Annotated in this window: 18 protein-coding genes and 1 tRNA gene; 11 read left to right on the forward strand and 8 right to left on the reverse strand. The window is 58.7% G+C overall.

Annotation, left to right across the window (positions count from 1 at the left end):
* Positions 1-22: 22 nt before the first annotated feature.
* Genes RHM60_RS07010 through RHM60_RS07025 form a run of 4 tightly spaced genes read right to left on the reverse strand, consistent with a single transcriptional unit; the run spans position 23 to position 4,593 of the window.
* Positions 23-1,045 carry a LacI family DNA-binding transcriptional regulator gene (locus RHM60_RS07010; RefSeq protein WP_209983106.1) on the reverse strand — a complete coding sequence of 341 codons (1,023 nt, stop codon included), beginning with the start codon at positions 1,043-1,045 and terminating at the stop codon, positions 23-25.
* Positions 1,046-1,048: 3 nt separating this feature from the next.
* Entirely contained in the window at positions 1,049-2,026 is a 978-nt protein-coding gene (locus RHM60_RS07015) for an ABC transporter permease (protein ID WP_003234269.1), read from the reverse strand.
* On the reverse strand, positions 2,023-3,576 hold the full coding sequence (locus RHM60_RS07020; protein WP_322214054.1) for a sugar ABC transporter ATP-binding protein: 1,554 nt from the start codon (positions 3,574-3,576) through the stop codon (positions 2,023-2,025). The genes RHM60_RS07015 and RHM60_RS07020 overlap by 4 nt, the downstream gene beginning before the upstream one ends.
* A gap of 57 nt (positions 3,577-3,633) precedes the next feature.
* Positions 3,634-4,593: a sugar ABC transporter substrate-binding protein gene (locus RHM60_RS07025; protein ID WP_322214055.1), complete on the reverse strand. Its 960-nt coding sequence runs from the start codon at positions 4,591-4,593 to the stop codon at positions 3,634-3,636.
* 492 nt (positions 4,594-5,085) lie between these two features.
* Here RHM60_RS07025 and RHM60_RS07030 point away from each other — a divergent pair, with 492 nt between their 5' ends.
* The 3 genes from RHM60_RS07030 (at position 5,086) to RHM60_RS07040 (ending at position 7,270) form a co-directional block, all read left to right on the forward strand.
* On the forward strand, positions 5,086-6,174 hold the full coding sequence (locus RHM60_RS07030) for an asparaginase (RefSeq protein ID WP_322214056.1): 1,089 nt from the start codon (positions 5,086-5,088) through the stop codon (positions 6,172-6,174).
* 150 nt (positions 6,175-6,324) lie between these two features.
* Complete coding sequence (locus RHM60_RS07035; RefSeq protein ID WP_209983113.1) at positions 6,325-6,576, forward strand: DUF1654 domain-containing protein; 252 nt, start codon at positions 6,325-6,327, stop codon at positions 6,574-6,576.
* 4 nt (positions 6,577-6,580) lie between these two features.
* Entirely contained in the window at positions 6,581-7,270 is a 690-nt protein-coding gene (locus RHM60_RS07040) for an endonuclease (RefSeq protein WP_209983115.1), read from the forward strand.
* A 28-nt stretch (positions 7,271-7,298) separates the two neighbouring features.
* Here the strand turns inward: RHM60_RS07040 and RHM60_RS07045 are convergent, their stop codons facing one another.
* Complete coding sequence (locus tag RHM60_RS07045; protein ID WP_209983117.1) at positions 7,299-7,679, reverse strand: SPOR domain-containing protein; 381 nt, start codon at positions 7,677-7,679, stop codon at positions 7,299-7,301.
* 246 nt (positions 7,680-7,925) lie between these two features.
* Between RHM60_RS07045 and csrA the strand changes: the two genes are divergently transcribed.
* The 3 genes from csrA (at position 7,926) to RHM60_RS07060 (ending at position 8,954) form a co-directional block, all read left to right on the forward strand.
* Entirely contained in the window at positions 7,926-8,120 is a 195-nt protein-coding gene (csrA, locus tag RHM60_RS07050) for a carbon storage regulator CsrA (protein WP_209983119.1), read from the forward strand.
* A gap of 199 nt (positions 8,121-8,319) precedes the next feature.
* Complete coding sequence (locus RHM60_RS07055; protein WP_209983121.1) at positions 8,320-8,574, forward strand: hypothetical protein; 255 nt, start codon at positions 8,320-8,322, stop codon at positions 8,572-8,574.
* Between the two features lie 83 nt (positions 8,575-8,657).
* Positions 8,658-8,954 (forward strand): hypothetical protein, encoded by a 297-nt coding sequence (locus RHM60_RS07060; RefSeq protein WP_322214058.1) that lies wholly within the window; start codon positions 8,658-8,660, stop codon positions 8,952-8,954.
* Positions 8,955-8,973: 19 nt separating this feature from the next.
* On the opposite strand, the gene RHM60_RS07065 is transcribed toward RHM60_RS07060, so the two are convergent.
* Positions 8,974-9,651 carry an HAD family hydrolase gene (locus tag RHM60_RS07065; protein WP_322214060.1) on the reverse strand — a complete coding sequence of 226 codons (678 nt, stop codon included), beginning with the start codon at positions 9,649-9,651 and terminating at the stop codon, positions 8,974-8,976.
* 198 nt (positions 9,652-9,849) lie between these two features.
* On the opposite strand from RHM60_RS07065, the gene RHM60_RS07070 reads away from it, so the two are divergent.
* The 4 genes from RHM60_RS07070 (at position 9,850) to RHM60_RS07085 (ending at position 12,678) form a co-directional block, all read left to right on the forward strand.
* Positions 9,850-10,110 carry a DUF2790 domain-containing protein gene (locus RHM60_RS07070; RefSeq protein ID WP_322214061.1) on the forward strand — a complete coding sequence of 87 codons (261 nt, stop codon included), beginning with the start codon at positions 9,850-9,852 and terminating at the stop codon, positions 10,108-10,110.
* 42 nt (positions 10,111-10,152) lie between these two features.
* Positions 10,153-10,824 (forward strand): heavy metal response regulator transcription factor, encoded by a 672-nt coding sequence (locus tag RHM60_RS07075; RefSeq protein ID WP_322214062.1) that lies wholly within the window; start codon positions 10,153-10,155, stop codon positions 10,822-10,824.
* Positions 10,821-12,218: a heavy metal sensor histidine kinase gene (locus RHM60_RS07080; RefSeq protein WP_322214064.1), complete on the forward strand. Its 1,398-nt coding sequence runs from the start codon at positions 10,821-10,823 to the stop codon at positions 12,216-12,218. Before RHM60_RS07075 ends, RHM60_RS07080 begins: the two co-directional genes overlap by 4 nt.
* A 121-nt stretch (positions 12,219-12,339) precedes the next feature.
* Entirely contained in the window at positions 12,340-12,678 is a 339-nt protein-coding gene (locus RHM60_RS07085; RefSeq protein WP_322214066.1) for a hypothetical protein, read from the forward strand.
* 62 nt (positions 12,679-12,740) lie between these two features.
* Here RHM60_RS07085 and RHM60_RS07090 read toward each other — a convergent pair whose 3' ends face one another.
* Positions 12,741-13,166, reverse strand: coding sequence for a GNAT family N-acetyltransferase (locus RHM60_RS07090; RefSeq protein WP_322214068.1), 426 nt, complete (start codon positions 13,164-13,166; stop codon positions 12,741-12,743).
* Positions 13,167-13,658: 492 nt separating this feature from the next.
* On the opposite strand from RHM60_RS07090, the gene RHM60_RS07095 reads away from it, so the two are divergent.
* Positions 13,659-14,081: a hypothetical protein gene (locus tag RHM60_RS07095; protein WP_322214070.1), complete on the forward strand. Its 423-nt coding sequence runs from the start codon at positions 13,659-13,661 to the stop codon at positions 14,079-14,081.
* Positions 14,082-14,199: 118 nt separating this feature from the next.
* Here the strand turns inward: RHM60_RS07095 and RHM60_RS07100 are convergent.
* Positions 14,200-14,276: transfer RNA gene (locus RHM60_RS07100), tRNA-Val, on the reverse strand.
* Positions 14,277-14,445 lie beyond the last annotated feature (169 nt).

Below are 14,445 nucleotides of genomic sequence, written 5' to 3' on the forward strand. Positions count from 1 at the left end.
CATCAGTACTCATCAATTCGGTTCAGCGGTATTGCGCGAACGCACCAGCGACCGGCGCCGTCGACTCACGCAACACAATGCTCGGCGTCACGATACGTTGATCGATCGGCAGTTGGGGGGTAGCAATTCGTCGCAGTAACAGTTCGGCCGCTGTTTCGCCCAGCTGCACGATCGATTGCCCGACCGTGGTCAATGCCGGGTAGACGTAGCGGCCCATTTGTATGTCATCAAAACCGATCACCGAGAGCTCGGCCGGCACCCGAATATTGCGTTCCGCGGCTGCACGCAACACGCCGAAACCAATCATGTCGTTGCTGGCGAAAATCGCGCTGGGCGGGTTTCCGGACAACAACTTCACGGCGGCGGCGTAACCGCCGGTGCTGGTGAAATCGCTTTCCTCTGTGCGGCCCGGCGCAACGTCCACCCCTGCCTCGTCGAGCGCACGGTGATAGCCCGCCAGGCGCATTTGCGCGACGCGGGTGTGACTGGGCCCGCCAATGCAGGCGATGTCACGATGCCCCAGTTCAAGCAAATGCCGAGTCGCGAGGTAAGCGCCCTCTTCGTGGTCAATGCGCACCAGGTCGACATCTATGCCGTCCAGCGCGCGGTCGACAATGACCATGGGGGTGCGCACCGCACTCAGGCCAGCCGCCAGGCCACTGTCGTCGCCGCCTACGGAGGTGACGATCAAGCCGTCGATGCGCTTTTCCAGCAGCACCCGCAGGTAGCTGCGTTGCTTGGCAGCGTTGTCATCGGAGTTGCACAGAATCACGCAATAACCGTTACGTTCGCAGTAATCCTCGATACCGCGGGCCAGCTCGGCGAAGTACGGGTTGAGGCTGTTGGGCACCAGCAGACCGATGGTGGCGGTCGTCTTGGCCTTGAGCGAGCGCGCGACAGCGCTCGGTACGTAGTCGAGCTGTTTGATCGCCGCCTCGACCTTGATGCGCACAGGCTCGCTGACCGGGCGTGTCTTGTTCACCACATGGGACACCGTGGTGTAGGAAATACCCGCAAGCGCTGCCACATCCTTGATCGTTGCCATGGTTCAGCCTCGCCGACTGGCGCGCTGGCTGCGGTAAGTGTCGAGGACCACCGCAATCACGATCACGGCACCGGTGATGATACGTTTGGTGGGTTCCGTGGCACCGATCTGCGCCAGGCCTGCGGCCAGCACCGAAATAATCAACACGCCAAAGAACGTACTGATCACCGAACCGCGCCCGCCCATCAGGCTGGTGCCGCCGATCACTACCGCCGCGATCACTTGCAGCTCCAGGCCGGAACCGGCGTTCGGGTCGGCCGCTTCCAGACGCGATATCTGAAACAACGCCGCCACACCGGCGAGCAGGCCCATCAGGCTGAACACCAGGATCTTATAGGGCTTGGGATTGATACCGGCCAGGCGCACGGCTTCTTCGTTGGTGCCGATGCCGATCAGGTAGCGACCGAAGACCGTGCGGGTCAGCACCAGTTGCGCAACGATGATCACCAGCAAGGCAATGATGAACGACGGCGAAATACCGAAGGCAATCGGGTTCGACAGCCAGGCGAACGAGTCACCAATGTAGGCCGTACGCGAACCGGTCATCTGGTACGCCACGCCACGTGCCATTTCCAGCACGCCGAGCGACACAATGAAGGATGGAATGCGCCAGGCCACGGTGATCGAACCGGTGATGGTGCCGGCCAATGCGGCGCAACCCATGCCCAGCACAGCGGCCGGCAACACGCTCCAGCCCCAGCTCAGGATAGCCACGCTGACCGCCGACGCGGCCAATGCCAGCACCGAGCCCACCGACAGGTCGATGCCGCCGATGATCAGGATGAAGGTCATGCCCACTGCCAGCACCATCAGGTCGGGGATCTGGTTGGCCAGGGTGCTGAAGGTGTCGTAGGACAGGAAGTGATCGCTGAGTACCGAGAACAGCGCGATCATCGCCAGCAAGGCACCCGCCAGTCCGAGGTAAGTGCCCAGGCCGTAGAAGTTGCCGCCAGTCTTGCCAGGGGAAGTTGTGGTTTTCATGGGGTATCCCTAAGCACTGCGTCGCTGAGCAGCGCATCACGTTTCTGATAGCCGGCAAACGCGGCGGCGAGCAATTCGTCCTGGGTCCAGCTGTCGCGCTCGAAGGTCTCGATCAGGCGACCGGCGGACAGTACGCCGATGCGGTCGCAGATCAGCATCAGCTCGCGCAGGTCACTGGACACTACCACCAGCGCTTTGCCCTGACGGGTCAACTCGCCGAGCAAGGCATAAATGTCGAACTTGGCACCGACGTCGATACCGCGGGTGGGCTCATCGAACAGCATCACCTGGCAGTCGCGCTCCAGCCAGCGGCCGATCACGACTTTCTGCTGGTTGCCGCCGGACAGTTCCGAAACCAATTGCGCCGGGCTGGAACTGCGAATTCGCATGGCGTCGATCTGACGCTTGGCCAGGGCGGTTTCATCGCGGCTGTTGACCACCCCGCCGCCGGAAATTTCCGGCATATTGCCCAAGGCGATATTCGCGCTGATCGACTGGGTCAGCAGCAGGCCCTCGCCTTTGCGGTCTTCGGTGATCAGGGCGATACCGTGCCCCACTGCGTCGACCGGCGAGCGAATACTCACCACCTTTGCCGGCGAACCCAGGGCGACGGTACCGCTGTCGGCCAGGTCTGCACCGAAGATAAGGCGCAGCAGTTCAGTGCGGCCGGCGCCGATCAGGCCGGAAATGCCATAGATCTCGCCGGCGCGTACCTCAAAGGACACATCGCGAACCTTGTCCGACCGTGTCAGGCCTTTGACCGTCAAGGCCGGGCCGCCAATGGTGCGCGGGCCCAGGTCAATCTGTTCGCCCAGCTCCCGGCCGACCATCAAGGTGACCAGTTGCTCGCTGTTGTAATTGGCCATCGGTTCGGCACACACCAGCTTGCCATCGCGCAATACCGCAATGCGCTGGGCGACGCGGGCCAGCTCTTCGAGCCGGTGTGAAATATAAATGATCGCCACGCCCCGAGCCTGCAGACGGGTGATCTGTTCAAACAGCATCTCGACTTCTCGGGCCGTGAGCATCGCCGTGGGTTCGTCGAGAATCAGTACGTGGCAGTCGCCGATCAGGTTGCGGGCAATCTCGACCATCTGCTGATGGCCAATACCCAGACTGCCGACCAGCGTGTCCGGGTCGATCGCGTCCAGGCCGACCTGCGCCATGGCTTCAATTGCGGCTTTACGCAGTTGCTTGCGGTTGATCCAGCCACCGTGGCTGGGCAGGTTATGCAGGAACAGGTTCTCGGCCACGGTCAGGGTCGGCAGCAGGTTGAGCTCCTGCATGACCATGCGCACACCCAGCGCCTCGGCCTGGGTACGGCTGCCTGGTTGGTAATCCTGGCCGTTGAACTGCATCTGCCCGGTGGTGGGCGTGACCAGCCCGCCGATGATCTTCGACAAGGTGCTTTTGCCTGCGCCGTTCTCGCCGGTAAGCGCCAGCACTTCCCCGCGATTGAGCGTCAGCGTAATGTCGGACAGCACCGGTTGGGCATAGGTCTTGCCGATACCGCTGACCGAAAGGACAGCCGCCTGGGCGGAAGGTGACATAGGAAAATCTCCAGGCGCCCGCTCAGGACAAGCGGGCGCTGTTGGGTGCTGCCGGGATTACTTCTTGAGGACGAGTTCGACCGGGGTTTCGATCACGCCGTCCTTGGCATCGACTGTTTCACCCTTGACCAGCTTGAGCGCGTTCTGCAGACCGAAAACGGCTTGCTGAGCGGCAGCCTGGTCGGCCGTTGCGAGGACGCGGCCATCCTGCAGCATCGGCTTGATGGCTTCGATATTGTCATAGCCCACCACCAGCACCTTGCCGGCCTTGCCTGCCGCACGAACTGCGGACACAGCACCGAGGGCCATGTTGTCGTTACCGGCCAGCAGCGCCTTGAGGTCCGGGTATTCGCTCAACATGGCCGATGCCACTTTCTGGCCCTGGTCGATTTCCCAGTTGCCCGATTGTGTGGAAACGATCTTCATGCCGGCAGCGTCCATCGCGTCCTTGAAGCCTGCGGTGCGCTGCTGGGCATTGGTGGTGGTCGGTACGCCTTCGATAATGCCGACCTTGTCACCCGAAGCCAGTTGCTTGGCCAGGTAATCACCCACCAGCTTGGCGCCTTTGCGGTTGTCCGGGCCTACGAATGGAATGTTCAGGTTTTTGCTTTTCAGTACGTCCGGGTCGAGACGGTTGTCGATGTTGACGATCTTGATGCCGGCATCGGAGGCTTTCTTCAGCACGGTGACCAGCGCCTTGGAGTCGGCGGGGGCGATAACGATGGCGTTGACCTTGGCGAGGATCATCTGGTTGACGATATCGATCTGGGCGCTGGTGTCGGTCTCGTTCTTGATACCGTTGGTGATCATGTCAAAGTCGGCGGCATGCTCTTTCTGATAGGCCTTGGCGCCATCCTGCATGGTCACGAAAAATTCGTTGGCGAGAGACTTCATCACCAGGCCGACCTTGGGTTTGGCGGCGGCGTCATCGGCGAATGCAGAGGAGAGAGGCAGAGCAGCGGATGCGGCAGCAAGCACAGCGACAGCGAGAAGACGTGCAGCGAATGGCAGCTTCATGGGTTCACTCCGATCTTATGATTATTGTAAGCAACGCTTGCACCGAAATATCTCGCAAACGTTTGCGTTAATCGAACTATGAGAACCTTGTCGAGATTTGTCAACGCCGGAAAAGTGCCTTTCATTCAACCCTCCAGCACGCGACGTTGCGGTTCGTATGCTCTGCCCTTTAAACCTCGCCTGCGCCAGCTCGTTCTTTAACACGACAGGCTGCTACTTGCCCGTCGCTCAGCACACGGCAGCAGACGCCGGGTATTGTCGGACAACCGAACGCGCTATCGCCCAATTGTTCGGAAAGCCGGACAGACGCGCTGTTCCCCAACCCAAAAAGTCAAAAATAGTTGTTTTAAATCAAAAAGTTAATTTATGTCGCCTGGCAAAATCAGGCTGGTACAAATCCTGCTCTTCCCCTGCACCTCGACGCGTTCAGAGACGTCCGAGGGTTCTAGATGAACCTGCAACAGCACTCATCAAAAACCAGAGAGAAAAATAATGAAATCTGCATTGAAAACTTTTGTCCCGGGCGCTTTGGCCCTCCTGCTGCTGTTCCCCGTTGCCGCCCAGGCAAAGGAAGTCGAGACCAACACCAAACTCTCCAACGTAGTGATTCTCGCCACCGGCGGCACCATTGCTGGCGCCGGCGCCAGTGCCGCCAACAGTGCCACCTACCAGGCGGCCAAAGTCGGCATCGAACAACTGATCGCAGGCGTTCCTGAGCTTAGTCAGATTGCCAATGTTCGCGGCGAACAAGTGATGCAAATTGCATCTGAGAGCATCAACAACGACAACCTGTTGCAGCTGGGCCGACGCGTCGCGGAACTGGCCGACAGCAAGGACGTCGACGGCATCGTGATCACCCATGGCACCGACACCCTGGAAGAGACCGCCTACTTCCTCAATCTGGTCGAAAAGACCGACAAACCTATCGTGGTGGTCGGCTCGATGCGTCCAGGCACTGCCATGTCGGCCGATGGCATGCTCAATCTGTACAACGCCGTTGCCGTGGCAAGCAGCAAAGAAGCACGCGGCAAAGGTGTGCTGGTGACGATGAACGACGAAATTCAGTCGGGGCGCGATGTCAGCAAGATGATCAACATCAAGACTGAAGCGTTCAAGAGTCCGTGGGGCCCGCTGGGCATGGTGGTTGAAGGCAAATCCTACTGGTTCCGCCTGCCTGCCAAGCGCCACACCATGGATTCGGAATTCGATATCAAGACCATCAAAAGCCTGCCGGATGTGGAAATTGCCTACGGCTACGGCAACGTGAGCGATACCGCCTACAAGGCCCTGGCTCAGGCCGGCGCCAAAGCCATCATCCACGCTGGCACTGGCAATGGCTCGGTGTCGTCCAAAGTGGTTCCCACGCTGGTGGAATTGCGCAAGCAGGGCGTGCAGATCATCCGCTCCTCCCACGTCAACGCCGGCGGCATGGTGCTGCGCAACGCCGAACAGCCTGACGACAAATACGATTGGGTTGCCGCCCTGGACCTGAACCCGCAGAAAGCGCGGATTCTGGCGATGGTGGCGCTGACCCGGACCCAGGACAGCAAGGAACTGCAACGGATATTCTGGGAATATTGATTCCTGACGCTACCCTGCAGGAGCGAGTTTGCTCGCTCCTGCACCAAGCACCGTAAATTACCGTCAGACGGACCTCTCGGATTTTAAGCAGTTGCGAAATTGCCTACAGTTAAATACTGTATGTGCGTACAGCTTATTAAGGAATACTCCGTGGCAAAGTCCTCTCCCGCCGTTGCAACAGCGCCGGACGCCTATCAGCAACTGGCCGTTCGCGTGCAAAAAATCATCAATTCGACCAATGCGCAAAGAGCCAAGGCAGCTTTGATCTTCCGCCTGCCGGAAGAACCTGAGGATGAATGGGCACGTTTGCTGGAGGAAATCGCGGAAAACGACAACGTCACCCTCGCCTATCGGGACGATGGCGGTGTGCAGATTTTCTGGGTTGTGCCGAAGGAAGATTGATTCAATGAGTGTCCGTTTTATTGCTGTCTGTTGCCTTTTATTCGCTATCACCGCCCACGCCCAGGCACCCCGAACGTTCAGTGAAGCCAAGAAAGTCGCCTGGAAACTCTACGCTCCGCAATCCACCGAGTTCTATTGCGGCTGCAAATACACCGGCAACCGTGTCGACCTGAAAGCCTGCGGTTACATCCCGCGCAAAAATGCCAGTCGCGCCGCACGTATCGAGTGGGAGCACATCGTTCCTGCCTGGCAGATCGGGCATCAGCGCCAGTGCTGGCAAAACGGCGGGCGCAAGAACTGTACGCGCCATGACGCTGTGTTCCAACGCGCCGAGGCGGACCTGCATAACCTGGTGCCGAGTATCGGTGAGGTCAATGGTGATCGTAACAACTTCAGTTTTGGCTGGTTGCCGGTGCAGAACGGGCAATACGGCTCATGCCTGACCCAGGTCGACTTCAAGGCGAAGAAGGTCATGCCACGACCGTCGATTCGCGGCATGATTGCTCGAACCTATTTTTATATGAGTAAACAATACGGGTTGCGCCTGTCGAAGCAGGACCGGCAGCTGTATGAAGCCTGGAACAAGACCTATCCGGTACAAACCTGGGAGCGCCAGCGTAACCAGACCGTTGCCTGTGTAATGGGGCGCGGCAATGCGTTTGTCGGCCCGGTGAACCTGAAAGCCTGCGGCTGAAACTGGGCGGGAGCCCGCCCAATTGGCGTTACTGCGCCGCCTTGTGCTCGATGATTTCCGACACGGTATCGGTTTTCTTGGCGCGGGCCATTTTCTCCGCGAGCAATGCCTGCCTGGCTTCAGCTTCAGCCTTGCTGGCGAACGGCCCGAGCAGCACCTCGTCCTTGCCGTCCACCTTGACGATATAAAAACTGAAACCATGCTCCAGCAACCAGGCTGTCAGGTCGGTGATCGCCTGTAACTTGTGGTCTGGCGGGCCTACGCGCAGGTCCCATTCCTGGGCGGCAATCGCACCGCTCTGCGGTTGGCTCTGGCTCGCGGCAGCTCTGGCCTTGGGCGCCTCGACAGGCTTACCCTCACCGCAACCGGCCAATGCCACCACCGCCATTGCCATCGCTACTTTACGCACTGCCCTGCTCCTTTAAGGAAAAGAGGCAACTTTATCATCCACTGTCTATTCTGGCCTTCATAAACCTTGGCTTAAACAATGCGAATGATGTATCGCAGACCTGTATGATGCCGCCATGGGAATTAATGTCGCCTCTATGCGTCCTAAAAGAGGCAGTCACAGGGAAGCGCTTAGCAGTAAGCTACACACATCCGACACCTGCCCTGTCTGAAACATGTGTCCTTAAAAGTAATCAAGGAGAAGTCCATGCTGATACTCACCCGCAAAGTTGGTGAAAGCATAAACATCGGTGATGACATTACGATCACCATTCTGGGCGTCAGCGGCCAGCAAGTAAGAATCGGCATCAATGCTCCCAAAGACGTTGCCGTGCATCGTGAAGAGATCTATAAGCGCATCCAGGAAGGCCTTACCGCTCCGGAAAAAAACCAGACGCCTTGAAGCGCACTCAGTAGCCAGCCTTTTCGTTCACTGTCACGGCTGGCGAAGACCCATTCGATTCAATCGCACCTTTTTCCATGCTCCGACCCCCGTCTTCGCCGAAGATGAAACTGTTCCGATGCCCGGAACTTGTTGCGCGATCCCCAGCCCAATTCCTGATACTACTCACTACTGCCCAAGCAAACTCGGGAGCCTGTCGATGAGGTATTCCTCAACGAAACGCTTTGCCCTCCATTCCTGGATGATTGTCCTGCTGATCGGACTGGTCTTCGTGGGTGTGGAATTTGGCTTGAGGTTCGAAGTGGCTGGCGCCGATGCCCCTTCGTGGCTGGATCTGGCATTGCTGCTGGGCGCTTATCTATTCGTGTTTTGCCTCAAGCCACTTCAGAAGACAGTGCAACGCAAGTTGTGCCAGCACGCCATTCAACGTGCGCGGCAAAAATCTGCAGGTTGAGAGCTATCTGATCGCCGGTATTTACAGCCATGCAACAGCGCCTATGCTTGGGTTTGCACGGTCAGTAAAGGGCGCTGAAACAGATGGAAACGCTCAATAAATCCCAAATCGAAGCCGCACTGGCAGCCCGTCTGCCCAGCTATCGGATCACCTGCACGCTGCATGCCGATGGCACGCTTTCAGCCATGCTCAGCAGTCCCGAAACCGACCACTTCGCGATTACCGGCATCGTCCGCGCTCACTACAATGGCGAGCAAGCCATTGCCCGTCTTGCCAATGAGATACTCAGAGAAATGGTGCTTTCGCGTCAGGGCATGAAAAACAGCCGGCTGCACACGCCACCCGATCATTCCGACAGTGTGAAAGGCCTAGACCGATAATCGACTCGATCTTCTCGTATCAACTCGCCAGGCTCCGCAGGTAAAGCAAACCCTCACTGTCACGTTGAACATGAATGTGCTCATAGCCATCGATGCAGGCGTGCGCCGTCACCATTGGCGTGAGGTGGGTCGAGGTCACGACCATCACGTCCGCTCCCGCTGCCTCCCCGGCTCGAATTCCGACCGTCGCATCCTCGAAAACCAGGCAATCCTGGACGGGTACGCCAAGTCGTTGCGCTCCCAATACGTAGCAAGCAGGGTCCGGTTTACCTCGGGCGACATCCTCCGCCGTCACCAGCACAGCCGGCGGGGCAATACCCGCGGCGTGCAGGCGCCGCAATGCCAACGCTCTGGGCGCAGACGTGACCAGCGCCCATTGATCACCCGGCAGGCCATTGAGGAACTCAACTGCGCCAGGTATCGCCACAACACCGTCGACATCATCGAGTTCGGCCTGGGTTATCCATTGTGCCTCCACGTCGGGATCCACACCGGGCAGCGCCTGGCGCGTGATCGTATCGATTGCACGCGCGCCATGGATCGTCTTCAGGAACGCCGCCACATCCAGACCGTGGCGTTCGGCCCAGGTACTCCACACCCGCTCTGCGGCGGCGATGGAGTTAAGCAAGGTCCCGTCCATATCGAACAGAAAGGCGCGGTACGGTCGTGCAGGTAAAGCTGAACCTTGGATGGACACTGCGTGGCTTCCTCTTGAGCTGTAGGCGTAATCGGCCCGATGCAATCTACGGCCCAGCCTGACGCTTGTAAACGTCATCGGCACTGCGGGCCTTTCATTACGAACTTGTCATCGTCCTGTTGGCCGTCTGTTCGGATCGCCTGGTTACTGTGAACTCACTGCCAGGCCCGGCAGCCGACTTCTGAGAGAGGAACCAACATGAAACGATTTGCCGCAAGTTTTGCCGCTTTGCTCGTCACCGCTTCGGTATTCGCAGCCGAGCCCGCCTCAGATACAAGGGTAATCCACGATAAAACCGGCTTCTTCGTGCATCTGGATATCGCCAGGCAACTGTCGAGCAGCGACACGTATGGCCAGTGCGGCATCGTGCCTGCGCAATTGCGCTACCTCGATCACCAGAACCGCGAACACGTGCTGGACTATAAGGTGCAAGCCATCGGTTGCCCCGGTGAGAATTGATCACGCTAAACTGGCGCCACCTACTGAAACAGGGCAACTCCCATGAACATCCTCGTCGTCGAAGACGAACCCAAGGCCGGTAATTATCTGCTCAACGGCTTGCAGGAACTGGGTTATTCCGTGAGCCTCGCGCGCGATGGTGTGGACGGCTTGCACCAGGCGCTGGAAACGCCGTTCGACGTCATAGTGCTGGATGTGATGATGCCGAAAATGAATGGCTGGGAGGTACTGCTGCGCCTGCGCACGGAAGCGGACACGCCCGTGCTGTTTCTCACCGCCCGCGACGACATCGCAGACCGCATCAAAGGGCTGGAACTGGGCGCCGATGACTACCTGATCAAGCCTTTCTCGTTCGCCGAACTGGTCGCACGCCTGCGCACGCTGACCCGGCGAGGCCCGAGCCGCGAAGAAGAACAGCTGAACATCGCCGATCTGCAGATAGACGTGCTAAAACGCCGCGTCACCCGCGCCGGCACGCGGATCACCCTGACCAATAAGGAGTTCGCCCTGCTGCACCTGTTTGCCACCCACCCCGGCCAGGTACTGTCGCGCTCGCTGATCGCCTCGCGGGTGTGGGACATGAATTTCGACAGCGACACCAATGTGGTCGACGTGGCCGTGCGGCGCCTGCGTTTGAAAATCGACGACCCTTTCCAGCTCAAACTGATTCACAGCGTGCGTGGCATTGGCTACCGCTTCGATACCCAGCCATGAGCCGCCGCCCTTACTCCCTCACGCTACGCCTGGCGTTGATCTTTGCCCTGCTCGCCTTCGCCCTGTTGACCTCCCTTGGCGTAGCACTTTACCGCGAGCTGGAACAGGAACTGGTGCGCCGCGACGACGCTGCGCTGATATCGCGGGTCGATCAACTGCGCAACCTGCTCAACGACAGCAACACCCTGGACCTGATCCGCACCAAACCGGAGTTGTTCCAGAATATGCTGGGCAATCGCGAATCGGTGCTGAGCATTGCCGCACCAGGGCAAAAACCGCTGCTGCTGGTAAACCCCGCGAACATCGAGCTGCCTCCCGTCAATCCGGTGCCCAAAGACCACATCCTCGCATTGAGCGACGTACAACACCTCCCGGGAATCAATGGCGTACCTTTTTCAACCGTCGCCGCCTCCATCGACTCCGGCGACCTGGGCAGCCTGCAAGTGACCAGCGGGCGCCTGATGACCGAGCGCACCGCCGTGCTCGCCAGTTACCGGTTGAGCGTCTATATCCTGGCCAGTATCGCGGCGCTCATCCTCGCCGTGGTGGGCTACATACTGGTGCGCCGTGGGCTGCTGCCCTTGCGGCGTCTGGCCCGGCATGCGCACGGCATCGGCGTGAGCAACCTGGCCGAACGCCTCGACGGTCGTGGTGCCCCCAGGGAATTGCTGCCAATGATCGAGTCGTTCAATACCATGCTGGAGCGTCTGGCCAAGGGCTTCGTGCAACTGGGCCAGGTGTCCACCGACATGGCCCATGAACTGCGCACACCGATCAACAACCTGCTGGGAGAAACCCAGGTCGCCCTGCAACAGGAGCGCAGCATCGAGAGCTACCAGCAACTGCTCGCATCCAATGTCGAAGAGCTGGAACGCCTGGCGCGGATGCTCGACAACATGCTGTTCCTGGCCCGCACCGATCCCGCCAGTGCCCTGCGCCAACGACAGGAATTGAGCGCAGCCGATGAAGTACAGCGCATGGCCGATTACTTCGAGGGCCTGGCCGGTGATGCGGGCATGCGCATTCTGGCCAAGGGCGAAGGCGTGATCTGGGCGGAACCGATGCTGCTGCGACGTGCGCTGGCCAACCTGTGCGCCAACGCCATCAAATATGGCGCGCCCGACTGCGACCTGCTGATCCAGGCGATACCCGACACAGAGGGCGTTCACCTGAAAGTCAGCAACCAGGGCGCGACCATTCCAGCCGAGCATTTGCCACGCTTGTTCGAGCGGTTCTATCGGGTGGACGCGTCTCGAGAACGCTCGGCCCAGTCCAACGGGCTTGGGCTGTCAATTGTGGCGACCATCATGCAGTTGCATAACGGCCGATACAGCGTAAGCAGCGAAGCCGGAGTGACGTCTTTCGAGTTGGTGTTCCCTCGGCGGGAAGACTGAGCGCAACACCGAAACCTCGGTGGTATTTTGCAAAACACTTGCGGTCACCGACCGGTCAAACACCCACTATTCTGATCTCCCAAACGCTATCTCACATTGTTCAAAACACAGGTGTCCGGCTTTGGAGAAGAAACAGTATCAATTCGCAGCAGTAAACACGCTGAACATCCCGGCTCAAGGCGGAGACGGTGGAGGTCATGACGGAGGCTCGGGCATGGAAAAACGCATGGGCCTACTGGAAAAAGGGCTGGCTGAGATGAAAGAAAAACTATTCGCCGTTTCGAGCAGGACTGACGCCATGGAGCAACACTCCACCGCCATCGAAAAGCACTTCGCGACCAAGGCGGACCTGGCAACCACGGAGCTGAATCTCATCAAATGGTACGTCGCGACAGCGTTCGCGATGACGTCACTGGCCTGCGCCATCACCTTCGGCCTTGGCCGGGTTTTGATCACCTGACGCAACCGGCGGCCAGTCAGCTGATTTGACGCGCACGGCGCCGCACGAAGCGGTGCGGCGTTTCAGCGCAGGCGCTTCTGGAAAAAGTGGCGCCGGTGACCCGGCGGGTAATCAATGATCTGGCCCACCTCAGTGAACCCCAACTTGCGATAAAACCCGGGCGCCTGAAAGCTGAACGTGTCCAGCCAGATCCCGGTACAGCCTTTCTGCTGGGCAAGGTCTTCGGCAGTACGCATCAAGCGCGTGCCGGTGCCCTGGGTGCGCATCTGATCGGGGATGCTCAGCAGCTCGATGAACAGCCATCCGTAGGAAATTTTTCCGTAGAGTCCGCCCACCACCTCATCAGTGGCAGGATCGCGTAGCAGGATGCCCACGGTTTCAAATGGCATACTGCCTGTGTGACTGAGGTTGTAAGCCCTCAGCGGCTTGAGAATCGCCTCACGCTCCTGCTCCGTTACGTCGAACGACACCTCCATCGCCAGCTCCATTGCCCTCTCCTGAGTTCAGTGCAAACACCATTATTACGACTTTAATTTCAAGGCCTATACTCAGCGCAGTAACGACGCGTTCCCACGCCGGGCTCACGGTGATTCAGCCAAAAAGGTAGCGATCATGTATGCCGGACAAATGAGTGGCATGGCAACAACAAATGGCGAAATACGGTGCCAATTGGTTGCGCAAATTATCTGCCTGTTAGCGGTGGCTTCGCTTTTCTGCTGATTGGGGTTGCCACCTCTACACAGCACTCTAAGCGGCCTGGCAACGCATAGCCCGGTTCAGGGGCCATGCACGAGCTTGCGCCTTCAGTTCGGTCCCTTGTCGACGCCGGTAAAAGCATCAACATCCCTCTCCCGCCATCAAATCGCGACACAAAGACTGTCACGTTGATGCAGGACCCTCCTGGGGCGGGACAGGAGTCGCGCTGAAGTAAGTCGGCCACGGGTCGATTTAATCGGACACCTCATAACCGGGTACTTTTCATGCTGATCAATCTTAATATTCCAGCCTCGGTCCCCACCCCACCGGCGTCCAAAGACACGACTGATGCCGCGAAAGCTGACAGCCCAGGCAGCCTGACGGTCAGCCTTGACCATGACGCTAAAGGTTCGGCCGGCGTGGGCGGTAGCGATGCGCCTCCGGCCAAGCAAGAGTCGGAAACGATCAAGGAACTGAAAAAACAAATCGAACAGTTGCAAAAGCAGCTCCTGCAGCAACAGCAGGCGCTGCAAAAGGCACAGTCCAGTAACGAAAACGCAGAGGCAAAGGCCGTGACGATCGCAGCAGCGCAAGTGCAGGTGGCAAGCACATCAGCTGCTTTGCAGACCGTGAGCGCAGCCTTGTTGCAGGCTGTTACCAGTGAGGGCAAGAACAGTTCGGGCTCGATGGTCAGCACCACCGCTTGATACACAACACGCCCGAGACGACTCTTCGGGCGTTTTGATTGACCCAAATGCAAGACAACAAAAAAGGGCCCACCTTTCGGTGAGCCCTTCTAGACCGCCCAGCAGAGCGGATTTTGTTTGGTAGGCGCGATTGGACTCGAACCAACGACCCCCACCATGTCAAGGTGGTGCTCTAACCAACTGAGCTACGTGCCTGCTGTGAGGCGGCATTCTACGGAATTCCGAAGGTGTGTCAACCTCTTTTTCGCAGCTAACCCCATGAATATGCGAATTTTTTATTTTCGGAACGCACGCCCGTGTTTTCCCGGTGGCTGGCGGGCAATTTTCAACTCAGGTAGGATCGCGGCACTCGTAAAAAATATAA

Origin of the sequence: Pseudomonas sp. MH9.3 (assembly GCF_034354675.1) — a bacterium.
Taxonomy (GTDB): domain Bacteria; phylum Pseudomonadota; class Gammaproteobacteria; order Pseudomonadales; family Pseudomonadaceae; genus Aquipseudomonas.